Consider the following 24,945-nt stretch of genomic DNA (forward strand, 5'->3'; position numbering starts at 1 on the left):
GGGCGCTTAGGCGTCCGGGAACGACTTAATAAAGTTCTCGACGTCTTCCACCATGTGGTTGTTGCCGACGAAGAAGGAGCGGCGCTGGTGCAGGCTTTCCGGAACAATATCCAGAATACGCTCTTTACCATCGCTGGCCTTACCGCCCGCCTGTTCGGCGAGGAAGGCCATCGGGTTGCATTCATACAGCAGGCGCAGCTTGCCGTCCGGGTGGCTGGCGGTGCTTGGATAGAGGTAGATGCCGCCTTTCAGCAGGTTGCGGTGGAAGTCCGCCACCAGCGAGCCGATATAGCGTGAGGTATAAGGACGCTGCGTCGCTTTGTCCTCTTCCTGGCAGTACTTAATGTACTTCTTCACGCCCTGCGGGAATTTGATGTAGTTGCCTTCGTTAATGGAGTAGGTATTGCCCTTCTCCGGGAAGCGCATGCGCTCCTGGCACAGACAGAAGACGCCGAGGGACGGGTCGTAGGTGAAGGCGTGGACGCCGCAGCCGGTGGTATACACCAGCATCGTCGAAGAGCCATAGACCACATAGCCCGCTGCCACCTGTTTGTTGCCCGGCTGCAGGAAATCTTCTTCTGTCACCGGCGTGCCAACAGGCGTCACGCGGCGGTAGATAGAGAAGATCGTACCAACAGAGACGTTAACGTCGATGTTAGAGGAGCCATCCAGAGGGTCCATCAGCACCACGTATTTGGCGTGTTCACACCCTTCGAAGACGACAATCTCATCTTCTTCTTCAGAGGCGATCCCGGCAACAATATCGCGTGCTCGCAGTGCGGCTTTTAATTTTTCATTAGCGAACAGATCGAGTTTTTGCTGAACCTCGCCCTGAACGTTTTCAGCACCGCTGGCACCCAGGATATCGACCAGACCGGCCTTGTTGATATCGCGGTGGATGATCTTGGCGCCCAGCTTTATTGCTGACAACAAAGCAGTCAGCTCACCGGTGGCGTGGGAGAACTCGTGCTGCTTTTCAACAATAAACTCACCTAACGTTTTCATAACTCGTTCCCTGCATTTTTATGTTGAGTAAAACGAACGCAACAATCTTAACAAAGAATCAAAAAAGTGCGCACTGGTGAATCGCGCCAGCAAAATACAGATTCGCCTGAAATGCATTTCGCCAGGGCCCGGGATATGGGTAAAATGTGCCCCGGATAAGAGAAGGAAATGACGAATGCGCATTCATATTTTAGGAATCTGTGGCACGTTTATGGGGGGCCTGGCCATGCTGGCGCGCTCCCTCGGTCATGAGGTAACGGGGTCGGATGCTAACGTCTATCCGCCGATGAGCACCCTGCTGGAAAACCAGGGGATTGATTTAATTCAGGGCTATGACCCCAGCCAGCTGGAGCCCCGGCCGGACCTGGTGATCATCGGTAACGCCATGACTCGCGGCAACCCGTGCGTTGAAGCGGTGCTGGAAAACAATATTCCCTATATGTCCGGTCCACAGTGGCTGCACGACTTCGTGCTGCGCGATCGCTGGGTGCTGGCCGTCGCCGGGACCCACGGCAAAACCACCACCGCCGGCATGGCGACCTGGATCCTTGAAGCCTGCGGTTACCAGCCGGGCTTCGTGATCGGCGGCGTGCCGGGCAATTTTGACGTCTCTGCGCGCCTGGGCGACAGCCCTTTCTTCGTCATTGAAGCGGATGAATACGACTGCGCCTTCTTCGACAAGCGCTCCAAATTTGTTCACTACTGCCCGCGGACGCTGATCCTCAACAACCTTGAGTTCGACCACGCGGATATCTTTGACGACCTGAAGGCGATTCAGAAGCAGTTCCACCATCTGGTGCGCATCGTGCCGGGCAAAGGCAAAATTATCCTGCCGGAGAACGACATCAACCTGAAGCAGGTGATGGCGATGGGTTGCTGGAGCGAGCAGGAGCTGGTGGGCGAGCAGGGCCACTGGCAGGCGAAGAAGCTGAACGCTGACGCCTCGCAGTGGGAAGTGCTGTTCGACGGTGAAAAGGTCGGCGAGGTGAAGTGGGCGCTGGTCGGCGAGCATAATATGCATAACGGCCTGATGGCCATTGCCGCGGCGCGTCACGTCGGGGTACTGCCGGCGGATGCCGCGAACGCGCTGGGCAGCTTTATCAACGCCCGCCGTCGCCTGGAGCTGCGCGGCGAAGCCAACGGCGTCACCGTGTATGACGATTTCGCTCATCATCCGACGGCCATCCTCGCTACGCTGCAGGCGCTGCGCGGCAAAGTGGGCGGCACCGCGCGCATTCTCGCCGTGCTGGAGCCGCGCTCTAACACCATGAAAATGGGCGTCTGCAAGGACGATCTGGCGCCGTCTCTTGGCCGCGCCGATGAGGTGTTCCTCCTGCAGCCGCAGCATATCCCGTGGCAGGTGGCGGAAGTGGCGGAAGCCTGCGTCCAGCCGGCTCATTGGAGCGCCGACGTCGATACCCTGGCGGAGATGGTGGTCAAAACCGCCCATCCTGGCGACCATATCCTGGTGATGAGCAACGGCGGCTTCGGCGGCATTCATCAAAAGCTGCTGGATAAACTGGCGCAAAAAGCGGCCGCGACAGAGTAACGTCCCGCCTCCGGTCACTGCCCTCCGCGTGAGGGCAGTTTTGTTTTTACCAACAGGGATGGTGTGATGCTTACCCGCGAAAGCGTACTTTCTACCGACTCGCCCCATTTCGCCATGCTGGACGCGCTCTACGCGCGCGCCTTTCCTTGGCACGAGCAGCGCGAAAGCGAGGCCAAGCGTCAGGCGCTGAGCAACGCGCACTACGCGCTGGAGGCGTGGTTCGATGAGGACGTATTTATCGGCCTCAGCGGCTGCTGGCAGTTTGCCGGCTACTGTTATGTCGAACATTTGGCGATCGACGATACGCTGCGCTCCCGCGGCTATGGTAAACAGCTGCTGGCGCAGATCCTGACGCGCGCGCCGCTGACCATTCTGGAAATCGATCCGCTGAGCAGCGAGATCGCCCATAAACGGCTGCGCTTTTATCAGTCGATGGGATTCCACGCTAACCCCTGGGCGCATCGTCATCCGACCTATCATCAGGGCATCGCGGATCATGAGCTGCTGGTGCTGAGCTACCCGCAGCCGATCGATGAGCGACAGTATCAGCAGTTTGCCCGGGATCTCGGGCGCGAGGTGATGGGGCGGGCGTAGCCCGGCGCGGCGTACCGCTCCGGGCGTTCGGCTGGGGTATTTTTACTCTTTGGCGATCGGCGTGTCGTTCTCCGCCACTTTATTGTCGCCCTGAATCTGCGCGATTTTCTGCTCGACGGCGGCCACCTGGGCACTGTCATGCAGCAGAGTGTAGGTCAGATCAAACTGCGCGCTGGCGCCCGGCTGCAGCTGTTTTACGCGTTTTTGCTCGCGTTCAATGGTCACCGGATAGGCGTAGCTGGTCCCCGGCTCGATACCGGTGACATAGCCCTGTTTGACGGTGTCGGTGTTTTTCCACAGCGTCAGGACCGGCAGCTGGCGGGTGTCGAACTGAATGGAGGCTCCTTTATCGCCCGCTTTGTTGACCACGGCGGCCAGCGTCTGGTGATTTTCATCGGCCAGCGGCTGAATATTAAACACCATCTCGTCAAAGTCTTTGGTCGGCCCCTGATAGGTTTGCCAGGTTTTTAATCCGCTCTTAGCGTAATCATTGAACGGGCTGATGCTGGACATCGGGGCGAGGAAACGCGCGCCTTCTTCCAGGATCGGGGTGCCGAAGTTGCTGTGGTAGATGATCTGGTAATCATGCGGATAGTCGGCGTGATTGGTTAAGACATCGTGCAGGCTGAAGCTGTTGCTGCCCGGGATATAGCGCAGCTCGGTCATGGTTTGCAGATCGGCTTTTTTGAAGGTGCTCTCTTTCACCAGCCCGCGGACGCGAATTTCATACGGCGCGCTGTCGGCCACCTCAACCTCCACCAGAGAGGCCGGCGTGTTGCCTGCCTTGCCGTGCAGGGTATAAATTTGCCCGTCCGCGGTCACCGGATGGCCGGTCCACTCATAGCCGCAGCGGACCATCATCTCGTTGAACCCTTCCAGCCAGCCGAGCCCGTTGCGACTCTCCAGGTTGATAAACGCCGGGTTAACAACCTCTTTGACCGGCGAATCCCAACCCATCCGGCTGCCGAAGCCTTCCACTCGCAGCAAGTTCATGCCGCGCGTCGGGCTGAGGGTGATAGTCAGGCCGTCTTTACTGCGAATGGTGAGGATTTTGCTGCCTTCCTGCTTGCCGCCGTGCAGGACTTTCTGCTCAATGCTGAACGTATGGTCTTTCACCTTCAGCTGATCGCTGCTGATCTGCCAGTTTCCTTTATCCATGCCCTCTTCAGCACTCGTCAGCACCCATGTTTTTGCCGCGGCGGAGCCAGAAACCAGCAGAGCGATAGCCGTCAGAACCAATGTCTTTTTCATTTTTATTCCCTTTTTGCTGAATCGATTGTGTCATTGACGTGTGAAATCTACCGGCATGGGGGTGATTAAAATGTGAAGCGCCTCACCTGGTGAGAAAGTGGCCGTTTTGAAGATGTTAAATGCGATAAGTGTCGTATTATTGTGCTAAGACTTGATTAATTATCACCACAATATGTGATCTGCATTGCTTTTAGCTTTAACGATTCAGCGGTGTTGAGGCAATAAACAAAAGTATCGTTGTGCGGATTAGGGGGACTCAGGAGATGCAGCGGGAACCCCCTGCTGGCGCGATGCTTGCGTTGAAGAAGGGGAAGGTGGGCCGGATAAGGCGTAGCCGCCATCCGGCACAACGACGGGAACGCGCCGGATACAGCCTGCCCGACGGCGCGGCGAGGCGCTTGCGCGGGCCTGCGGAGTTGAACAACTGTTTGATAACTCAGGTTCAGCAGCCTTCCGTAGGCCGGATAAGGCGTAGCCGCCATCCGGCAAAACGAGGGGAATAGCGTTGGATACAGCCTGCCCGGCGGCGCTGCGCTTGCGCGGGCCTACAGAGTTGAGCAACTGTTTGATAACTCAGGTTCAGCAGCCTTCCGTAGGCCGGATAAGGCGTAGCCGCCATCCGGCAAAACGAGGGGAATAGCGTTGGATACAGCCTGCCCGGCGGCGCTGCGCTTGCGCGGGCCTACAGAGTTGAGCAACTGTTTGATAACTCAGGTTCAGCAGCCTTCCGTAGGCCGGATAAGGCGTAGCCGCCATCCGGCACAACGACGGGAACGGCGTTGGATACAGCCTGCCCGGCGGCGCGGCGCTTGCGCGGGCCTGCGGAGTTGAGCAACTGTTTGATAACTCAGGTTCAGCAGCCTTCCGTAGGCCGGATAAGGCGTAGCCACCCCCAGAAAAAGCGGAGTAGCCCGGATAAGGCGCAGCGCGCCGCCATCCGGGTGACTTGTGCGGCAAAAGCGACGGGAATTAGCCTTCGTTTTCCGCCAGTTCGCGCAGATACTGGAAGATCAGGCGCGCGGATTTCGGCGGTTTGTTGCCTTCTTTCTCTTTCTTCGCATTGCGGATCAGGGAACGCAGCTGCTGACGGTCAGCATCTGGCCACAGGTTCAGCACTTCAGCTACGGCGTCATCCCCGTCGTCAATCAGTCGGTCACGAATCTGCTCCAGCTTGTGGAACAGCGCAACCTGCTGGTTGTGGCGGTTTTTTAGCTTATCCAGCGCCTGACGAATCGGATCGACATCGCGATTGCGCAGCATCTTACCGATAAGCTGCAGCTGGCGGCGGCGACCCTCTTTTTTGATTCGCTGGGCGAGTTCGATGGCGTCGCGCAGGTCAGTATCCAGCGGAATTTTATCCAGCGCGTTTTTCCCCAGGTCAACGAGTTCAGCGCCAAGACGCTTCAGTTCTTCAGCGTCGCGCTTAATTTCACTCTTACTGACCCAGATAATTTCATCGTCTTCATCCTCGATATCATCACCGGGAACGTCGTCGAGCCAGTCTTCGGGCTGCTTTGTCATCTCAGGCTCCTTAAAAAAAGAGGCTAATGTTACCAGTTAAGGCGCGCACTGAAAAACGGTTCTCTGTTAGACTTCAGTTAACTCCTTCTTACATTATGGCATTAGCAATGAAAGTGATCTCTCAAGTTGCCCAGCAACGTAAGACGCTGGAAGAGGCCGTGACCACGGCGCTGGAACTGGCGGCAGGTAAATCCGATGGCGCAGAAGTCTCCGTCAGCAAAACGACAGGCATCGGCGTCAGCACCCGCTATGGCGAAGTGGAGAATGTAGAATTCAATAGCGATGGGGCGTTAGGCATCACGGTTTACCACCAGAACCGCAAGGGCAGCGCCTCTTCCACCGATCTCAGCCCGGACGCCATCGCCCGTACCGTGCAGGCGGCGTTGGATATCGCGCGCTATACCTCCCCGGACCCGTTTGCCGGTGTGGCCGATAAAGAGCTGCTGGCCTTTGACGCTCCGGATCTGGACCTGTTCCACCCGGCGGAGGTCTCCCCGGACGACGCCATTGAACTGGCCGCCCGCGCGGAGCAAGCGGCGCTGAAGGCCGATAAACGCATCACCAACACCGAAGGCGGCAGCTTTAACAGCCACTACGGCATCAAAGTGTTCGGCAACAGCCATGGCATGCTGCAGAGCTACTGTTCGACTCGCCACTCCCTTTCCAGCTGCGTCATTGCGGAAGATGACGGCGATATGGAACGCGACTACGCCTATACCATTGGCCGGGCGATCGAGGATCTGCAGTCCCCGGAATGGGTCGGGGAAGAGTGCGCCCGCCGCACCCTGTCGCGCCTGGCGCCGCGTAAGCTGTCGACCATGAAGGCGCCGGTGATTTTCGCCAATGAAGTGGCGACCGGGCTGTTTGGCCACCTGGTCGGAGCGATTGCCGGTGGTTCGGTATACCGCAAATCCACCTTCCTGCTCGATTCGCTGGGCAAACAAATTTTGCCGGAGTGGCTGACCATTGAAGAGCATCCGCACCTGCGTAAAGGACTGGCCTCCACGCCGTTCGACAGCGAAGGCGTGCGCACCGAGCGTCGCGATATCGTCAAAGACGGCGTGCTGACCCAGTGGCTGCTGACCAACTACTCCGCCCGCAAGCTGGGGATGAAAAGCACCGGCCACGCCGGGGGCATCCATAACTGGCGCATCAACGGCCGCGGCCTGAGTTTTGCAAAGATGCTTAAAGAGATGGGCACCGGTCTTGTGGTTACCGAACTGATGGGGCAGGGTGTCAGTGGCGTCACTGGCGACTACTCACGCGGCGCATCCGGCTTCTGGGTAGAAAATGGCGAAATTCAATATCCTGTCAGTGAGATCACCATTGCAGGAAATCTGAAAGAAATGTGGCGTAATATCGTGACCATTGGCGATGATATTGAAACGCGCAGCAACATTCAGTGTGGTTCTGTGCTGCTGCCGGAGATGAAAATCGCCGGACAATAACACCTGTTTGCTTAAATAATAAAAAGGAAGTGAGCAATGCGTAAAAAACTGTTAGCGATGCTGGCTGTCTCTGCTTTTGCGCTCGGTTCAGCGTCGGCCTTCGCCGACCTGGGCGAAGACATGGACACTCTGGCAGAAAACCTGCAAGTGGTACAGAAAACCTCTGACGCCGGCGAGCTGAAAGCGGCGCTGAATAAGATGCGTACCGCCGCGGTTGATGCCCAGAAAGAGACCCCGCCGAAGCTGGAAGGCAAAGCGGCCGACAGCGCTGAGATGAAAGATTACCGTCACGGTCTGGATATTCTGATCGGCCAGATCGACGGCGCGCTGAAGCTGGCGAATGAAGGCAAGGTGAAAGAGGCGCAGGCCGCCGCGGAGGAGTTTAAAACCACCCGCAACACCTACCATAAGAAGTACCGCTAACTGTTCTTTTCGGGAGGCATCAGCCGATGTCTCCCGCCTGAAAACCTACCTGTATCACATTTTTCCCTTTTCTTTTTCCGCCCTTTCCGCAGCCGCGGGCGGCTCATTCGCGCGCATTGTTGTGATACGTCTCACGCCATAATTGCTGTTTTTTCATTTTTCCAGTGAATATGTGGTGTCGATCACGCCTGCCGTCTCCCTTTCCACTTCGAAGTGGAAAACAACTCGCTACAAACTCCCACCCCCCGGCGCTACTTTGATTCCCAGAGACATCAGCGGGGTATCAGAAGTGAATAACGGAGCGGTAATACACGACGTAGGGGAGCAGGCAGCGCAGACCGAACGCCTGGCTGACAAGATGCTGCAGCAGGTTTTTGCCCTGTTAAGCCGTCACGGCATCGTCCCTAACGACGTTCAGGAGCAAATGCTGACTTCCCACGTGCGGGCGATGGCCCACCGGTCAATCAGCGGCGAACCGCTGCCGGAAGTGGATGCCAGCCTGTTCGAAGAGATTTCACCAGATTCAATGACGTTGGCCCGCGAAGTGGTCGCGCAGTTCGGCAACCTGCCCGATGAAGAGGCCTGGCTGCTCTCCGTCCACTTCGAAGTCGCAAAAGAAAACCTGTAAGGAGCAAAACATGGAACAAATCACCGTAGTTATTGGCGACCGTCTGGGTAAAGGCCAAAAGGTCGCCGCAGGCGCAGAGAAAGCCGGCGCACGCGCAGTGGTCGTCCCTGGCGTTGCTGCCGACATGAAGCTTGGTGACATGATGAAAGCGGAAAACGCCACCTTCGGCATCTCCTTCTGCGGCAGCGGCGGCGCCGGCGCCATCACCGCCCAGACCAAATACGGCTACAAAGCGAAATACGGCATGCGTTCTGTTGAAGAGGGCGTCACCGCCATCAACGAAGGCTGCAACGTGCTGGGCTTCGGCTTTATGGATAAAGAAGAGCTGGGTGAGCGCCTGGTAGAAGCCTGGAAAAAGAAATACGGCGCATAAGTATGAAAGAGCAATTCACCACCACGGTGAGGGTTGCCGGCAAAGGCGAAAGCAAATCACGGGCCTTCGCCGATGCCCTGAACCATGTGCAGGCTGCGGTGATGAAAACCTCATCGCACATTCTGCTGCGTATTGAGCCACAGGACGTGACGGTTGTTCATGCGCGCGAAGCGGTACGAAAAGAGGCCTTCCTGTTTTTCTTTTTGCGCCGTGAACGACGGACCTACAGCGTGGAGCTGGACGTCACCGTCAACGTGACCGCCATCGATCTCGATAAAGTGGATTTCGTCACGCAAACCTGATTGTTAGCAAAGGGTCTGACTATGTTCCTGATAATTTTAATAAAATCGCTTATCATCGGCGGCCTGGTCGGCGTCGGCGTGGGCGCCGGAGCGGCACGCATGTTTCATGCCCCTACCACCCAGGGGATGGGGGCGTTTCGAACCCTGGGCGAGCTGAACTCCTGTGAGGGCGATCCGGCTTCCCACTTCTCCTTTGGCCTCGGTTTCTTCTTTAACGCCTGGGCCTCTTCCGTTGCTGCAGGCTCCTTCACCCAGGATGTTGACCACCGCATTATCCCCAACTGGGGCGCGGCGGCGCTGATGCTGAAAAATCGTAACGTCGGCGAAACGCTGCACGATCCGAAAAAAATGGCCATCTCCTGCGGCATCATCGGCATGATTGTCGTCGCCTTCCTCAACCTTACCGCCTCGTCCGTACCGGAAGCGCTGCAGGTGACCGCGGTTAAGGTACTGGTACCGGCGGCAAACCTGCTGGTGAACACCGTGATGCCGGTGATCTTCTGGCTGGCGGCGATCGACGCCGGTAAAAAATCAGGCTTCTGGGCGACCATCTTCGGCGGCGCGGCGCAGCTGATTATGGGCAACGCCGTACCGGGGCTGGTGCTGGGTATTCTGATCGGCAAAGGCGTTGAAGAGAGCGGCTGGAACCGGGTCACCAAAGTGATGATGGTGGCCATTGTCGCCCTGTTCGTCCTCAGCGGCTTCTTCCGCGGCTTCGACATGAAGATGATCGAATCCTTCCATCTGACCGTGCCGAACTGGCTGGACATGATCCACAACTCACTCAGCGGCAAATAACGGGAGCCTGATAATGGAACAGAATAAAGGTTTTTGGTATGCCGACTGGTCGTTCCCGATCTTCGTTGGCCTGCTCTCCTCCGGCGTCTTCGCCGGGACCCACATGTACTACCTGTACGGCATCGGCGCCTTTAACGAAGTCGCCTTCGTGGCGATGCTGAAGTCGGGGATTGATACCGGCGTTTACGGCGCGGTGGCGGCGTTTGGCGCCAGCTTCCTGTTCGCCCGCATCATCGAAGGGTCGCTGGTGGGGATCCTCGATATCGGCGGCGCTATTCAGACCGGGATCGGTCTTGGCGTCCCGGCGCTGCTGCTCGGCGCGGGCTTTGTCTTCCCGGTGGCGAACTTCGCCGCCTCGCTGGCAACCGGCCTGATCCTCGGCCTGGCGGTGGGCTACATCATCATTCTGGCGCGTAAGTTCACCATCAACCAGAGTGACTCCACCTACGGCGCCGACGTGATGATGGGCGCAGGTAACGCCTCCGGCCGCTTCCTGGGGCCGTTGATTATCCTCAGCGCAATGACCGCCTCGATTCCTATCGGGATCGGCTCGCTGGTTGGCGCACTGCTGTTCTACATCTGGCAGAAACCGATCACCGGTGGCGCCATCCTCGGCGCGATGATCCTTGGCTCGATCTTCCCGGTGGCGATTAGCTAATCGCCCGATGGCGCGGCGCTTATCGGGCCTACAGGTCAGCGCGATGTGTAGGCCGGATAAGGCGGTACGCCGCCATCCGGCAACAGATTCACTCTTTCATCAGGAGATAGCTATGTTTGATTTACTCCTGCGCCGCGCGCGCCTCGTCGACGATACCCTGACTGATATCGCCATTCAGGACGGGAAAATCGCGGCGCTGGGCGAGATTAGCGCGCCCTCCCGTAAAACCATCGATCTGCAGGGCAACAGCTACGTCAGCGCCGGCTGGATTGACTCCCACGTTCACTGCTACCCGAATTCGCCGATATATCACGATGAGCCGGACAGCGTCGGCATCGCCACCGGCGTCACCACCGTGATTGATGCTGGCAGCACCGGCGCCGACGATGTGGACGACTTCTACCAGTTAACCCGCAAAGCGGTGACGGAAGTCTATGTCCTGCTCAATATTTCCCGCGTCGGGCTGATTGCCCAGAACGAACTGGCCATTATGGCCAATATCGACGCCGAGGCGGTGAAGCAGGCGGTGCAGCGCCATCCCGACTTTATCGTCGGCCTGAAGGCGCGGATGAGCAGCAGCGTGGTGGGGGAAAACGGCATTACGCCGCTGGCGCGCGCCAAGACTATGCAGCAGGAAAACGGCGATCTGCCGCTGATGGTACACATCGGCAATAATCCGCCGAACCTCGATGAAATTGCCGAGCTGTTGAGTCGCGGCGACATCATTACCCACTGCTATAACGGCAAGCCGAACCGCATTCTGAATCCTGCCGGCGAACTGCGCAGTTCGATTACCCGCGCCCTGCACCGCGGCGTGCGCCTTGACGTCGGCCACGGTACCGCCAGCTTCAGCTTTGAAGTGGCGCGCCGGGCGATTGCGCTGGGCATTCTGCCGCACACCATCAGCTCGGATATTTACTGCCGCAACCGCATCGACGGCCCGGTACGTTCGCTGGCGCTGGTGATGTCGAAATTCCTCGCTATCGGCATGACCCTGCCGCAGGTGATTGACTGCGTGACCGTCAGCGCCGCCGAGGGGCTGCGCCTGTCGCGTAAAGGGCGGCTGGAAGTGGGTTTCGACGCCGATCTAACGCTATTTCGCCTGGAGCGCCAGCCAACGCTGCTGGTGGATGCCGAAAAAGAGAGCCTCCAGGCAGACAACATTCTGGTGCCGCTGGCCGCGATCCGCGCGGGCAAAGGCTATCTGACCGAACAAGGGAGCGCGGAACATGCCTTCGATTTTTGAAAAATACCATTTAAAACAAGTTATTAACACTTCCGGCCGGATGACGGCGCTGGGCGTTTCCACGCCGCGTCCGGAAGTGGTGGACGCCGCGATGGCCGGCATGAACCAGTACTTTGAAATGAAAGATCTGGTGAATAAAACCGGCGAGTACATCGCCAGGCTGTTGGACGTGGAAGGGGCGACCGTGGTCTCCTGCGCCTCGGCAGGGATTGCCCAGTCGGTGGCGGCGGTGCTGGTGAAAGACAGCGACTGGCTGCTGGAGAACCTGCACGTCACGCCGATAGAGCATAACGAAATCGTCCTGCCGAAGGGCCACAACGTCAACTTCGGCGCGCCGGTCGGCACCATGGTGGCGCTGGGCGGCGGCAGGCTGGTGGAAGCGGGCTACGCCAACGAATGCTCTGCCGAACAGCTGGCGGCGGCGATCACCCCGCGCACCGCGGCGATCCTCTACATCAAATCCCACCACTGCGTGCAGAAAAGCATGCTCAACGTGGCGCAGGCCGCGGAAGTGGCGCGTCAGCATCATTTACCGCTGATCGTCGACGCGGCGGCGGAGGAAGATCTGCAGGGCTACTACCGCATGGGCGCCGACCTGGTGATCTACAGCGGCGCGAAAGCGATTGAAGGGCCGACCAGCGGGCTGGTGATCGGCAAAACGCAGTACGTCGAGTGGGTTAAACGCCAGTCGATGGGGATTGGCCGGGCGATGAAAGTGGGTAAAGAGGGGATCCTCGGCCTGACCTGCGCCATTGAACACTACCTGACGGCAAGCAAAGAGAGCGGTGAAGAGATGGTGGCGAAGATGACGCCGTTTATCGAACAGCTCAATATCCTCAACGGCGTCACTGCCCGCGTGGTATGGGACAGCGCCGGCCGCGATATCGCCCGCGCCGAAATCAAATTCGACGAAGCGGTGACCGGCGTGAAGACCGGCGATCTGGTTAACGCGCTGAAGCAGGGCGAATACGCCATCTACTTCCGCGGCTATAAAGCGAATGAAGGCATTATCGAAGCCGATGTCCGCAGCGTTGACGCCCAGCAGCTGGCGGTAGTCGCCCGCCGTATCGCGGAAGTTCTGAACAAGGAAAAACAAGCATGAAACTGACCCCAAACTTTTACCGTGACCGCGTGTGCCTGAACGTCCTGGCGGGTAGTAAAGACAACGCCCGGGAAATCTACGACGCGGCGGAAGGTCATGTCCTGGTCGGCGTGCTCTCCAAAAACTACCCGGACGTCGCCAGCGCGGTGGCCGATATGCGCGACTACGCGAAGCTGATTGATAACGCCCTCTCCGTCGGGCTGGGCGCAGGGGATCCGAATCAGTCGGCGATGGTGAGCGAGATTTCGCGCCAGGTGCAGCCGCAGCACGTCAATCAGGTCTTCACCGGCGTGGCCACCAGCCGCGCGCTGCTCGGGCAGAACGAGACGGTGGTCAACGGCCTGGTCTCGCCCACCGGCACCCCGGGTATGGTGAAGATCTCCACCGGCCCGCTGAGCAGCGGCGCGGCGGATGGGATTGTGCCGCTGGAAACCGCCATCGCGCTGTTAAAAGATATGGGCGGCAGCTCCATCAAATACTTCCCGATGGGCGGCCTGAAGCACCGCGACGAGTTCGAGGCGGTGGCCAAAGCCTGCGCCGCGCACGATTTCTGGCTGGAGCCGACCGGCGGTATCGATCTGGAAAACTACAGCGAGATCCTCAAGATCGCCCTCGATGCCGGGGTGAGCAAAATCATCCCGCATATCTACAGCTCGATTATCGATAAGGCCAGCGGCAACACCCGCCCGGCCGATGTTCGCCAGCTGCTGGAGATGACCAAACAGTTAGTGAAGTAGTGCCCTTGCCCCTCACCCTCAAAGGGTGAGGGGCAGCTTATCCCACTGAACCATCAAGGAGTTGCTATGCCTGTCGCTCGTCATCTGCTTGTCGCTTCACTGTCCCTGTTTGCCGCCGCCGCCGCCGCGCAAACTCACTATGCCTGGGTAGGCACCTATAATCCCAATGGCGAAGGTCTGTACCGCTTTACCGTTGATAGCCAAACCGGCGCGCTACGTGACAGGACGCTGGTGAGCTCGTTGCCGAACGCCGCGCAGCTGACCGTCTCGCGCGATGGCAAGACGCTGTATGCCGCCAGCGAGGTGGAGAAAGGCGTGGTGCAGGCGTGGCGCATTGAGAAGAACGGCGAGCTGACCGCACTCAATCAGGTCGCCTCCGGCGGCGCCGGGCCGGTTTATCTCTCCCTGACGCCGAACGGTAAACAGCTGCTGGTGGCCAACTACGTCAGCGGCAGCATCGCCGTGCTACCGGTGAAAGAAGACGGTAGCCTGGGTGAGGCGGTGGACAGGCATCAGGATGAAGGCCCGGCAGGGGCCGAACGCCCGGCGGCGGCCGTCGAGGGCAGTTTCGCCATCAGCGATCACAATGGCCCGCACGCCCATATGATCGCCGCCGATCCCAGCGGAAAATACGTTTACTCTACCGATCTGGGGCTGGATCGGATCTATCAGTACCGGCTGGATAGCGCCAGCGGCAAGCTGACGCCGAACGATCCGCCGTTTATCGCCGCTTCGTCGCCGGGCGCCGGCCCGCGCCACTTCGTCTTTACGCCAAAGGGCGACGGCCTGTGGCTGATTAACGAAGAAGCGTCGACGCTGACCTTCTATCATCTGGATAAGCAAAGCGGCCTGCTGCGCGAAGGCAAAACCGTCTCCGCGCTGCCGAAAGAGTATAAGGGCACCAGCTTTGCCGCCGGTCTGGCGCTGAGCAACGACGGCAAACAGCTGTACGTCGCCAACCGTCTGCATAACAGCATCGCCCACTTTACGGTGCAGGCCGATGGCCGCCTGAGCCACCAGGAGGATATCTGGACGCGCGGAGATTACCCCCGCACGCTGACCCTGGATACTCAGGGGCAGTGGCTGTACGTCATGAACCAGCGTAGCGATAATATTACCCGCTTCAGCGTGGCGCCGAAGGATGGCAAATTGACCTTTGTCTCAGACTACACGCCGGTCGGCAGCCCATCGCAGATGGTGATATCCGCCCAACCCTGAGCCGTAACCACAAGGAACTGACATGCGATTTCCCAACCAACGCTTAGCGCAACTCTTCACCCTGCTGCGGAATGAAACGCTGCCGCAGGATGAGCTGGCGCAACGCCTGTCGGTTTCCACCCGTACCGTGCGCGCCGATATTACCGCCCTGAATGCGCTACTGGCGCAGTATGGCGCGCAGTTTATCCTCAACCGCGGCAGCGGTTATCAGCTGAAAATTGATAACCCGGCGAGCTTTCAGACACTGGAGGAGGCGTCGCCGAAGGCGCAGCATGTCCCGCGTACCGCCCAGGATCGCATCACGTTTCTGCTGGTGCGTTTTCTGACGTCGGCGTTCTCCATCAAGCTGGAAGACCTGGCGGATGAGTGGTTCGTCAGCCGCGCCACGCTGCAGAACGATATGGTCGAGGTGCGCGAGCGCTTCCAGCGCTATCAGCTCACCCTTGAAACCCGCCCGCGCCACGGTATGAAGCTGTTTGGCAGCGAGGTATCGGTTCGCGCCTGCCTCACCGACCTGCTGTGGGAGCTGGCCCAGCAGGGCGGTATCGCGCCGCCGATCGGCGCCGAGGCCTTTGCCGCGGAGGTGCCAGCGCTGCTGGAGCCCGTGCTGCAGGAGACGCTCACCCGGCACCATATTCGCCTCACCGACGTCGGCGAGCGCTTTATCTGCCTGTACGGGGCGGTGGTGGTGCGCCGCGTCAGCGAAGGCTACCCGCTGGCGGATTTCAGTGCTGAAGATGTGGCGCAGAACGTCCGTGATGCCGCGCGCGATCTGGCGGGCGAACTGCAGCGGCTGGCCGGTAAACCTTTATCACCCGCGGAAGAAGAGTGGCTGTGCGTGCATATCGCCGCCCGTCAGGTACAGGACGTGGACCCGGAAACCATCAGCGCCGACGATGACGAAGCGCTGGTCAACTACATCCTGCGCTACATCAACAGCCAGTATAACTACAATCTGCTGGACGATGCCCAGCTGCACGCCGATCTGCTGACCCACATAAAGACCATGATCACCCGCGTACGCTACCAGATCATGATCCCCAATCCGCTGCTGGATAACATCAAACAGCACTACCCGATGGCCTGGGATATGACCCTCGCCGCGGTCTCCAGCTGGGGCAAATACACGCCTTATACCATTAGCGAAAACGAAATCGGTTTTCTGGTGCTGCATATCGGCGTCGGGCTGGAGCGCCACTACAACATCGGCTACCAGCGTCAGCCGCAGGTGCTGCTGGTGTGTGATACCAGCAATGCGATGGTGCGGATGATTGAGGCGATCCTGCAGCGCAAATATCCGCAGCTGGAGATCGCCGCCACTATTTCCCAGCGCGAGTACGAACAGCGGGACGCGATCGAGGCGGATTTTGTTATCTCCACGGTGCGGATCAGCGAAAAAGACAAGCCGGTAGTGACCATCGCGCCGTTCCCCACTGACTATCAACTGGATCAGATCGGCAAGCTGGTGCTGGTGGACCGCACCCGTCCGTGGATGCTGAATAAGTACTTCGATGCCGCCCATTTCCGGGTGATCGACACGCCGATGGATCAGCAAACGCTGTTTGCCGGACTGTGTCAGCAGCTGCTGGAGGAAGGCTTCGTCGATGCGGAGTTTCATGCTTCGGTGGTGGAGCGTGAAGCGATCGTCAGCACCATGCTCGGCGACGGTATTGCGCTGCCGCACTCCCTGGGTCTGCTGGCGAAAAAGACGGTGGTCTATACCGTTATTGCCCCGCAGGGCATCGCCTGGGGGGACGAAACCGCCCATATCATCTTCCTGCTCGCTATCAGCAAGCGCGAGTATGAAGAGGCGATGGCGATCTACGATATTTTCGTGACTTTCCTGCGCGAGCGCGCCATGAGCCGCCTCGCCACGACCCGCAGCTTCGATGAGTTTAAAACGGTGGCGATGGAATGCGTCAGCCGGTTTTGAGAGGCGTTTTCCAGATTCGAGTGTAATTCAAATGTAATGCTATAATGCATTACAAAATATCCCTTTCTGGAGGCATAATGGCCACGCTCAACGTTCGACTGGATGATAAACTCAAAAAAGAGGCTTATGCCGTGCTGGAGAAACTCGATATGACGCCAACGGAGGCGGTACGCCTGCTGTTTCAATACATTGCGGAAAATGGCCGCATGCCGGTGAAAAGTATGACCATCAGCGATGGCGAAGCGGCGTTGTTACGCACCGTTCGCGAGCGGCTGGAAAACCCACGGCCGGGGGTTAAGGTGAGTCTGGATGACCTATGAACTGGAGTTTGATCCACGAGCCTGGCGCGAATGGCAGAAGCTTGGCGAGACGGTCAAAAAACAGTTCAAAAATAAGCTCCAGCAGATTGTGCAGAATCCGCGAATTGAGTCGGCCAGGCTGAGCGATTTGCCGGATTGCGACAAAATCAAGCTTAAGGCGTCAGGTTATCGGCTGGTGTATCAAGTACGAGATAGTGTGGTGGTGGTTTACGTTATTGCCATTGGCAAAAGAGAGAAAGCGGCCGTTTATCATCAGGCGAATAAACGGCTCTAAACGCTATCGCAAATGATGCACGACCTGGTTGCTGCTGCCGCGCCAGATCAGCGCCGGGTCTTTTAAATCCTGCACAAACTTACCGTCGACCAGCACGTTGATCAGGTTCACCACCTGCATCTGCGCCTCATTCAGCTCTTCCAGCTTATAGCCGGTCCAGACCCAGATATCTTTGCCGGGGCATTCGGCGCGCACGCGCTGAACCAGCTTTAAGATCTCCGCGACGTTCTGTGGATGCAGCGGATCGCCGCCGGAGAGCGAAATCCCCTGGCGCTTGATGCGGGTGTCGTTGAGGTCGGCGATGATGCGGTCGGCCATCTCAGCGGTAAACGGCATACCGGAGTTCACCCGCCAGGTGCTTTTGTTGTAGCAGCCTGGGCACTCGTGGACGCAGCCGGAGACAAACAGGGTGCAGCGGGTGCCGGGGCCGTTGACAATATCTACCGGGTAGTACTGATGGTAATTCATTTTTCGCTTCTCAATTAACGCCATAGCGGCGTTGGCTGCGCTCGCTCGCCCCAGTCACGTACTGAATGTACGCTCCCGGGGATTCCCTCGTTTGCCGCCTTGCTCTGACGTTATTTGCTTTGCGAAAACGGAGGAGTGCGGCCATTTCCCGGCGTCGCTGCGCGCCGCTATCCGGGAAAAGCGCATTGTTCTTTAACCGATCTGCCCATTGCCCAGGTGCTTCACGCGGCGCTTCACTTCTTCCTGCTTGCCGGCGTTGAACGGACGCGCGTCCGGGCTACCGAGGTAGCCGCACACCCGGCGGGTAACGGAAACGCGGGAGGCGTCGTGGTTACCGCATTTCGGGCAGGTAAAACCCTTGCTGGTGCACTCGAACTCGCCGGTGAAACCACACTCGTAGCATTCATCGATCGGCGTATTGGTTCCGTAATACGGCACATGCTGATAGCTGTAATCCCACACGTCCTCCAGCGCCTTCAGGTTGTGCTGGATGTTCGGGTATTCGCCGTAGCAAATGAAGCCCCCGTTGGCCAGCGGCGGATACGGCGCTTCAAAATCGATCTTGTCGTACGGGTTGACCTTCTTCTCCACGTCGAGGTGGAAGCTGTTGGTGTAGTAACCTTTGTCGGTTACCCCTTCCACCACGCCAAACTCGGCGGTATCGAGACGGCAGAAGCGATCGCACAGGTTTTCGCTCGGCGTGCTGTACAAGCTAAAGCCGTAGCCGGTCTCTTCCTTCCACAAATCGACGGCGTCGCGCAGGCGCTGGACGATGGCCACACCCTTCTCGCGCAGCGCCTCGCTGTCGTACATGTGCTGATTGCCGTACAGTGCATTGATGGTTTCATGGATACCGATATAGCCCAGCGAAATCGACGCCCGGCCGTTTTTGAAAATCTCGGAGACGTCGTCGTCGGCTTTCAGTCGCACGCCGCAGGCCCCTTCCATATAGAGGATCGGCGCCACGCGCGCTTTTACCCCTTCCAGGCGGGCAATACGGGTCATCAGCGCTTTGCGCGCCAGCTGCAGGCGCTCGTCCAGCAGCGCCCAGAAGGCGGCTTCGTCGCCTTTCGCTTCCAGGGCGATGCGCGGCAGGTTGAGGCTGATAACGCCGAGGTTATTGCGCCCATCGTGCACCTGCTCGCCGTTCTCGTTTTCCCACACCCCGAGGAAGCTGCGGCAGCCCATCGGCGTTTTAAACGACCCGGTAACCTTCACCACCTGGTCGTAGTTGAGGATATCCGGGTACATGCGCTTGCTGGCGCACTCCAGCGCCAGCTGTTTGATGTCGTAGTTCGGATCGCCGAACTTATGGTTCAGGCCGTCACGGATCGCGAACACCAGTTTCGGGAACACCGCGGTCTTACGGTTTTTACCGAGGCCGGCAATGCGGTTACGCAGAATCGACTGCTGGATCAGCCGCGATTCCCAGCTGGTGCCGAGGCCGAACCCGAAGGTGACGAACGGCGTCTGGCCGTTGGCGGTATGCAGCGTGTTAACCTCATACTCCAGCGACTGGAAGGCGTCGTAGCACTCTTTTTCGGTACGGGCGCGGGCATAGCCTTCGGCATCCGGGATCTGCCACTCTTCGGCGATTTTGCGATGCTTGTTAAAGCTTTCGCTGACGAACGGCGCCAGCACTTCATCGATGCGGTTAATAGTGGTGCCGCCGTAAATATGGCTGGCGACCTGGGCGATGATCTGCGCTGTCACCGCGGTGGCGGTAGAGATAGACTTCGGCGGCTCGATCTCCGCGTTGCCCATCTTAAAGCCCTGGGTCAGCATGCCTTTCAGGTCGATCAGCATGCAGTTAAACATCGGGAAAAAGGGCGAGTAATCGAGGTCATGATAGTGGATCATGCCGCGTTCGTGGGCCATCACCACATCGTGAGGCAGCAGGTGCTGCCGGGCGTAGTGCTTGGCGACGATACCGGCCAGCAGGTCGCGCTGGGTCGGGATGACTTTACTGTCCTTGTTGGCGTTTTCGTTGAGCAGCGCGGAGTTGGTCTGCTCGACGAGACCGCGGATCTCCTGATTGAGGCGGCCGCGCTTCTCACGCTGGCTATCGCGGTCATGGCGATACTCAATATAGGCGCGCGCCAGCTGCTTATAGGGGCCGGACATCAGCTGGTTTTCCACCGCGGTCTGGATCTCATTGATGTCGACCTGGGCGCGGCCCTGCATTTGTTGGCTAACGACTTCTGCGACGGTGGCGCAATAGTCTGCGTCATCGACTCCCGCTGCTTTAGCTGCACGAAGAATTGCTTCCTGAATGCGCTCTGACTTGAACGGCACTTTACAGCCATCACGTTTCATCACATGCGGTGTCATGATCACTCCATATATAGAACAGGTTATCCACAGAGGCGGAGGTTATCCCGAAGGCGCTGCGCGCTACGGCTCGTGCTGTTTGCCTTCAGATCCGGCCCGTTTTATCCACATCTCATCACCGCCAGACATCGACAAGATATGGTGACATAATAGACGATTAATACAACATGTAGGGCCGGGACGCATTTTAAGTTCTATATGTAGTGATTTGCATCAAAGATGTTTGCGATTTTATTGACCCAGAACAAGGTAAAAAGGTGAGAGTACGGATGATGGGCGCTGGCGATAAATGTAAATTTATCTGGCTGGAAAATAAGCAAAAATGCCTGGCGTTCGCCACCGGCGCCAGGCATGACCTTCTCATCTCGGGAGGGGAGGGGATACCTTACGCCTGCAGCCACCATACCGCTTCGAACGGCCGCAGCGTCAGCCCGGTCGGGCGGGGCGTGGTCTCGGCATAGTTGCTGATAATCATCTTCCAGTCGCCTGGGGCCTCCTCTGGCTGCCAGGTCTGCAGGTCGCGGCTCAGGTTGGCGGCGACCACCAGCGTTTGTCCCTGCCACTGACGGCGATAGCACCACAGCGACGGATGGTCAGGCAGGAGATCCTGATAATCACCCCAGGTCAGCAGCGGCAGGGTTTTACGCAGCGTAATCAGCTGCTGATAGGCATAAAACACCGAATCGGGGTCCGCCAGCGCCGCCTCGACGTTGATCTCCCGGTAGTTATCGCCAAGGCCGATCCACGGCTCACCGTCGCTGAAGCCACCGTTCTCGCCGGCGTGCCACGGCATCGGCGTGCGGCTGTTGTCGCGCGACTTGCTGGCAAGGATTGCCAGCAGTTCGTCCGGGCTTTGCCCCTGCGCCGCACGTTCGATAAACATATTGTGGCTCTCGACGTCGCGATAATCGCTGATGCTGTTGAAGTGCGGATTGGTCATACCGATCTCTTCGCCCTGATAAATATAGGGCGTGCCCTGCATGCCGTGCAGCACCATCGCCAGCATCTTCGCCGCCGGCACCCGGTACTCGCCTTCGTCGCCAAAGCGCGAGACGATGCGCGGCTGATCGTGATTACACCAGAACAGCGCGTTCCACGCCCGGTTGTGCATCCCCTGCTGCCAGTGGCGGAACAGCGCCTTCAGCGCCACATAGTCCGGGCGGGCGAGGGTCCACTTCTCCCCACCGGGATAATCGACTTTTAAATGGTGGAAGTTAAAGGTCATCGACAGCTCGCGGCCGTCCAGCGCGGCGTACTGCTGGCAGTGTTCCAGCGAGGTGGAAGACATCTCGCCGACGGTCATCAGATGACGCGGCTTGAAGACATCGCGGCTCATCTCCTGCAGGAACTCATGCACCCGCGGGCCGTCGGTGTAGAAGCGGCGGCCATCCCCGTCCGCATCGCCGGGAAAGGCCTGATCTTTCGAGATCAGGTTGACCACGTCGAGGCGCAGGCCGTCGACGCCGCGGTCGGCCCAGAATTCGCAGACCTTTTTCAGCTCGGCGCGCACCGCCGGGTTCTCCCAGTTGAGATCCGCCTGCTCAATGGCGAACAGGTGCAGATAATACTGACCGCTGTCGGCATGCCACTGCCAGGCGTTGCCGCCAAACTTGGAGCGCCAGTTGTTCGGCAGGGCGTCCGGTTCGCCGTCGCGCCAAATATAGAACTGACGGTAGGGGCTCTCCTTATTCAGCGACTGACGGAACCACTCGTGTTCGGTCGAGGTATGGTTCAGCACCATATCCAGCACGATGCGGATCCCGCGGGCCTTCGCTTCCGCCACCAGGGCGTCAAAATCGTCCATCGTGCCGTAGGAGGGATCGATGGCGGTGTAGTTTGCCACGTCGTAGCCGTTATCCACCTGCGGTGAAACGTAGAACGGCGTCAGCCAGATGGCGTCGACCCCAAGCTTTTGCAGATAGTCGAGGCGGGAGGTGACGCCGCGCAGGTCGCCGGTGCCGCTGCCGGTGGTATCCTGAAAACTCTTCGGATAGATTTGATAAATAACGCCGTTTTGCCACCAGTGGGGGAGATGATTCATAGTACTTTCCTGCTGCAACGAGGGGCGCCAAAGGCGCCCCGAAAGAAGAAGTTAGACAATCTGCAAGGTGCCCTGACGGTACTTGCGCTGATACACCACGGTGGTGAGGATAATCGGCACCACCACCGCGATGGCCATCGCCATGGCGTACACCTGCCAGTAGCTCGGCTGGATGGAGAGGATCCCCGGCAGGCCGCCGACGCCGATGCCGTTCGCCAGCACGCCGTTCAGGCCGCACAGCAGGCCGGCGAGGCCGGAGCCGATCATTGCGCACAGCATCGGGAAGCGGTACTTCAGGTTGATACCGTACATTGCCGGCTCGGTGACCCCGAGATAGGCGGAGATCGCCGCCGGTACTGAGATTTCACGTTCATTCTGCTTGCGGCTGGCGATGATGATGCCGACCACCGCCGACGCCTGGGCAATGTTGGACAGCGCAATCAGCGGCCACACCGGGGTCCCGCCCATGCTCTGGATCATCTGCATATCGATGGCGAGGGTGGTCTGATGGACGCCGGTAATCACCAGCGGCGCGTAGAGGAAGCCAAACAGCGCGGCGCCGATCGGCGCGAAGCTGCCGGTTAACAGATGGCGCACTGCGAAGGCCACGCCGTCGCCGATCAGGCGGCCGAACGGACCGATAATGGCGTGCGCGAGGAATACCGCGAGGATCAGCGAGCAGACCGGCACAATGACCAGATAGAGGTAGTCAGGCACAATGCGCTTGAGGCGCGTCTCGATAAAGCCTAAGGTCAGGCCCGCCAGCAGGGCCGGGATGACCTGCGCCTGGTAGCCGACTTTAGCAATGGTAAACAGGCCGAAGTTCCACACCTCCGGCACCTGCTGGCCGAGGAGATAGGCGTTCATCAGCTGCGGGGACACCAGGGTCACGCCCAGGACGATCCCGAGGATCGGCGTACCGCCCATCTTCTTCACCGCCGACCAGCAGATCCCCACCGGCAGATAGAAGAAGATCGCCTCGCCAATCAGCCACAGGAAGTCATAGATGGTTTTCAGCGACGGGTGCATCTGGGCCAGCGTCTGGCCATTGCTCATGGGTAAGTCGCCGATGACGTTGCGGAAACCAAGGATCAGACCGCCGCTGATCAGTGCCGGCAGCAGCGGGAAGAAGATCTCGGCGAAGTGCGAGATCAGCTGTTCATGCCACTTCATATTTTGCCGCGCGGCCTGTTTGACCTGCTCTTTATCGGCGGAAGTCTGACCGGTGGTCGCCAGCAGGGCCTTGTAGTAATCACCCACCTCGGTGCCGATGACCACCTGGAACTGACCGGCGTTAGTGAAGCATCCCTTCACCATGCGCAGCTGCTCAATCTCTTTTGGTCTGGCGATGGCCGGGTCGTTCAGCACAAAGCGCAAACGGGTAATACAGTGGCTGACGGTGGCGATATTGCCGCGCCCGCCCACCAGTTCGATCAGTTTATCGATGTCCTGCTGGTTTACTTTGCTCATGATGAAGCCTCAAAAACAGAGGGGAGAGATGCCGTTTTTACCTTGAGGGCATCCTAACCGTTCCGCTTGATTTGCAAAATGGGAACGTTCCCGAAACCCGGCGACGATCACATAAATCGCCCGAACGAGATTAATTGAGGGCGGCGGGAATCACGATCTGGCGGGGATCGACGCTGCCGGCGATCTGCTCGATCAGCTGCCGGGCGGCCCGGCGTCCGGACTCGGCATAGCCAGGATCGACGGTCAATATTTCCGGGTGGAGAAACTTCATCAGCGGCGTGCTGCCGACGCTGGCGAGCTGCAGCGCATCGCGGCCCTGCTGCTGGAGATATTTGCTGGCGCCGAGGGCGAGGGTATCGGTGGCGCAGACCAGGGCGCTGGTCTCGGCCGTCAGCACGCTGGCGACGGTGTCATACCCCTGCTTCATGCCCAGCCCTGGCAGGGCGGCGGTGGGCGTCAGGCGATGCTTTTTACAGAAGGCGAGGTAGGCGAGATGGCGGCGTTCGCCGGTGGTGACGTCGCTGTGCGGTACGCCAAGGAAGCTGATGTGGCGATGTCCGCGCTCGTAGAGCCGCTGCATCAGCAGCGTGATGGCCCCCTCGTCGTCATAGCACACCGAGGCGAAGCCGGGGGCGTCGCGGGCCATCAGCACCAGGGTGTCGCGCCAGGGAGCGAGCATCGCCTCGTCGATGCCGGTAAAACCGAACAGCACCACGCCGTCAATATTACGCCGGGCGAGCATGCCGAGATGCTCCTCCACCAGCCCAGGGGAGAACTGACTCTCCATCATAATCGGGTCGTAACCCTGCTCATAAAAGGCGGGCAGCATGGTCTGCACGGCGAGGTTTTCCGACAGCGAATCGAGACGGGTGACGATAATCGCCACCACTTTATCGCTCTGGCCGCGCATGGCGCGGGCGGAGCGGGAGGGCGAGAAACCGTGCTGCTGCATCACCGCTTCGACGCGCTCGCGGGTCCGTTCGCTGACCCCGCTCTCGTTGTTGAGGACGCGGGATACCGTTGATTTCCCTACGCCGCTTAAGCGCGCGATATCTTTGATGGTCAGCCGGTTCTGCATGCGGAATTCTCGTCAGGGTGGGTAGAAGTGAGCCTAATGCTACTCAACCAAACCGCAATGAGCAAAGTCTGGTTTACGTTCGGTTTAGTTGCGCGGGTTTATCATCGCCATTATTGCCACACAATCCTCAACGAGGGCGCTATAATCCGCGCCGTTTAAATTAACTTACCGGAGATA

The 24,945-nt window shown here is 58.9% G+C and carries 24 protein-coding genes; 16 read left to right on the forward strand and 8 right to left on the reverse strand.

All coding sequences use genetic code 11. The features are described 5' to 3' along the window. Positions 1–6 precede the first annotated feature (6 nt). A complete protein-coding gene (fbp, locus tag ABLV54_RS00810; RefSeq protein ID WP_004206493.1) occupies positions 7–1,005 on the reverse strand; it encodes a class 1 fructose-bisphosphatase in 999 nt (332 codons plus the stop codon). Positions 1,006–1,180: 175 nt separating this feature from the next. Between fbp and mpl the strand changes: the two genes are divergently transcribed. Further along, positions 1,181–2,554 (forward strand): UDP-N-acetylmuramate:L-alanyl-gamma-D-glutamyl-meso-diaminopimelate ligase, encoded by a 1,374-nt coding sequence (mpl, locus tag ABLV54_RS00815; RefSeq protein WP_048296492.1) that lies wholly within the window; start codon positions 1,181–1,183, stop codon positions 2,552–2,554. A gap of 66 nt (positions 2,555–2,620) precedes the next feature. Continuing rightward, a complete protein-coding gene (locus tag ABLV54_RS00820; RefSeq protein WP_023291749.1) occupies positions 2,621–3,148 on the forward strand; it encodes a GNAT family N-acetyltransferase in 528 nt (175 codons plus the stop codon). A 42-nt stretch (positions 3,149–3,190) separates the two neighbouring features. Here ABLV54_RS00820 and ABLV54_RS00825 read toward each other — a convergent pair whose 3' ends face one another. Both ABLV54_RS00825 and yjgA read right to left on the reverse strand, forming a co-directional pair. Continuing rightward, complete coding sequence (locus ABLV54_RS00825; protein WP_050533666.1) at positions 3,191–4,399, reverse strand: aldose 1-epimerase family protein; 1,209 nt, start codon at positions 4,397–4,399, stop codon at positions 3,191–3,193. A 969-nt stretch (positions 4,400–5,368) separates the two neighbouring features. After that, entirely contained in the window at positions 5,369–5,920 is a 552-nt protein-coding gene (yjgA, locus tag ABLV54_RS00830; protein WP_004206498.1) for a ribosome biogenesis factor YjgA, read from the reverse strand. 95 nt (positions 5,921–6,015) lie between these two features. Here yjgA and pmbA point away from each other — a divergent pair, with 95 nt between their 5' ends. From pmbA to ABLV54_RS00900, 14 genes are all read left to right on the forward strand, one after another. After that, positions 6,016–7,368: a metalloprotease PmbA gene (gene pmbA / locus ABLV54_RS00835; RefSeq protein WP_050533667.1), complete on the forward strand. Its 1,353-nt coding sequence runs from the start codon at positions 6,016–6,018 to the stop codon at positions 7,366–7,368. A 36-nt stretch (positions 7,369–7,404) separates the two neighbouring features. Further along, complete coding sequence (gene cybC / locus ABLV54_RS00840; protein ID WP_002886893.1) at positions 7,405–7,791, forward strand: cytochrome b562; 387 nt, start codon at positions 7,405–7,407, stop codon at positions 7,789–7,791. Between the two features lie 289 nt (positions 7,792–8,080). Further along, positions 8,081–8,419, forward strand: coding sequence for a PRD domain-containing protein (locus ABLV54_RS00845; RefSeq protein WP_004206500.1), 339 nt, complete (start codon positions 8,081–8,083; stop codon positions 8,417–8,419). A gap of 10 nt (positions 8,420–8,429) precedes the next feature. Next, positions 8,430–8,792, forward strand: a complete 363-nt coding sequence (locus tag ABLV54_RS00850; RefSeq protein WP_004206501.1) for an SFCGS family glycine-rich protein — start codon at positions 8,430–8,432, stop codon at positions 8,790–8,792. A 2-nt stretch (positions 8,793–8,794) separates the two neighbouring features. Then, positions 8,795–9,094, forward strand: coding sequence for a DUF4312 family protein (locus ABLV54_RS00855; RefSeq protein ID WP_004206503.1), 300 nt, complete (start codon positions 8,795–8,797; stop codon positions 9,092–9,094). A 21-nt stretch (positions 9,095–9,115) separates the two neighbouring features. After that, entirely contained in the window at positions 9,116–9,892 is a 777-nt protein-coding gene (locus ABLV54_RS00860; RefSeq protein ID WP_002886897.1) for a DUF4311 domain-containing protein, read from the forward strand. A 13-nt stretch (positions 9,893–9,905) separates the two neighbouring features. Next, a complete protein-coding gene (locus ABLV54_RS00865) occupies positions 9,906–10,550 on the forward strand; it encodes a DUF4310 family protein (protein WP_004206504.1) in 645 nt (214 codons plus the stop codon). Positions 10,551–10,662: 112 nt separating this feature from the next. Beyond that, entirely contained in the window at positions 10,663–11,796 is a 1,134-nt protein-coding gene (locus ABLV54_RS00870) for an amidohydrolase/deacetylase family metallohydrolase (protein WP_348813511.1), read from the forward strand. Beyond that, positions 11,780–12,898: a DgaE family pyridoxal phosphate-dependent ammonia lyase gene (locus ABLV54_RS00875; RefSeq protein ID WP_050533670.1), complete on the forward strand. Its 1,119-nt coding sequence runs from the start codon at positions 11,780–11,782 to the stop codon at positions 12,896–12,898. Before ABLV54_RS00870 ends, ABLV54_RS00875 begins: the two co-directional genes overlap by 17 nt. Continuing rightward, positions 12,895–13,635 (forward strand): KDGP aldolase family protein, encoded by a 741-nt coding sequence (locus ABLV54_RS00880; RefSeq protein ID WP_004206507.1) that lies wholly within the window; start codon positions 12,895–12,897, stop codon positions 13,633–13,635. Before ABLV54_RS00875 ends, ABLV54_RS00880 begins: the two co-directional genes overlap by 4 nt. A gap of 66 nt (positions 13,636–13,701) precedes the next feature. Continuing rightward, entirely contained in the window at positions 13,702–14,853 is a 1,152-nt protein-coding gene (locus ABLV54_RS00885; protein ID WP_050533671.1) for a lactonase family protein, read from the forward strand. Positions 14,854–14,875: 22 nt separating this feature from the next. Continuing rightward, the gene (locus ABLV54_RS00890) at positions 14,876–16,786 is read left to right on the forward strand and encodes a PRD domain-containing protein (RefSeq protein ID WP_050533672.1); all 1,911 of its coding nucleotides are present in this window, start codon (positions 14,876–14,878) and stop codon (positions 16,784–16,786) included. Between the two features lie 77 nt (positions 16,787–16,863). Beyond that, positions 16,864–17,106 carry a type II toxin-antitoxin system RelB/DinJ family antitoxin gene (locus ABLV54_RS00895; RefSeq protein ID WP_002886901.1) on the forward strand — a complete coding sequence of 81 codons (243 nt, stop codon included), beginning with the start codon at positions 16,864–16,866 and terminating at the stop codon, positions 17,104–17,106. Then, on the forward strand, positions 17,096–17,380 hold the full coding sequence (locus ABLV54_RS00900) for a type II toxin-antitoxin system RelE/ParE family toxin (RefSeq protein ID WP_050533673.1): 285 nt from the start codon (positions 17,096–17,098) through the stop codon (positions 17,378–17,380). The genes ABLV54_RS00895 and ABLV54_RS00900 overlap by 11 nt, the downstream gene beginning before the upstream one ends. A 3-nt stretch (positions 17,381–17,383) precedes the next feature. Here the strand turns inward: ABLV54_RS00900 and nrdG are convergent, their stop codons facing one another. The 5 genes from nrdG to treR form a co-directional block, all read right to left on the reverse strand. Beyond that, entirely contained in the window at positions 17,384–17,848 is a 465-nt protein-coding gene (gene nrdG / locus ABLV54_RS00905) for an anaerobic ribonucleoside-triphosphate reductase-activating protein (RefSeq protein ID WP_050533674.1), read from the reverse strand. 192 nt (positions 17,849–18,040) lie between these two features. Continuing rightward, the gene (nrdD, locus tag ABLV54_RS00910; protein ID WP_004206513.1) at positions 18,041–20,179 is read right to left on the reverse strand and encodes an anaerobic ribonucleoside-triphosphate reductase; all 2,139 of its coding nucleotides are present in this window, start codon (positions 20,177–20,179) and stop codon (positions 18,041–18,043) included. Between the two features lie 385 nt (positions 20,180–20,564). Next, complete coding sequence (treC, locus tag ABLV54_RS00915; RefSeq protein WP_050533675.1) at positions 20,565–22,220, reverse strand: alpha,alpha-phosphotrehalase; 1,656 nt, start codon at positions 22,218–22,220, stop codon at positions 20,565–20,567. 51 nt (positions 22,221–22,271) lie between these two features. Continuing rightward, on the reverse strand, positions 22,272–23,690 hold the full coding sequence (treB, locus tag ABLV54_RS00920) for a PTS trehalose transporter subunit IIBC (protein WP_023291762.1): 1,419 nt from the start codon (positions 23,688–23,690) through the stop codon (positions 22,272–22,274). Between the two features lie 130 nt (positions 23,691–23,820). After that, entirely contained in the window at positions 23,821–24,768 is a 948-nt protein-coding gene (treR, locus tag ABLV54_RS00925; protein WP_004206520.1) for a trehalose operon repressor TreR, read from the reverse strand. Positions 24,769–24,945 lie beyond the last annotated feature (177 nt).

This window comes from Klebsiella sp. JB_Kp042, from assembly GCF_040065275.1.
GTDB classification, from domain to species: Bacteria; Pseudomonadota; Gammaproteobacteria; order Enterobacterales; family Enterobacteriaceae; genus Klebsiella; species Klebsiella quasipneumoniae.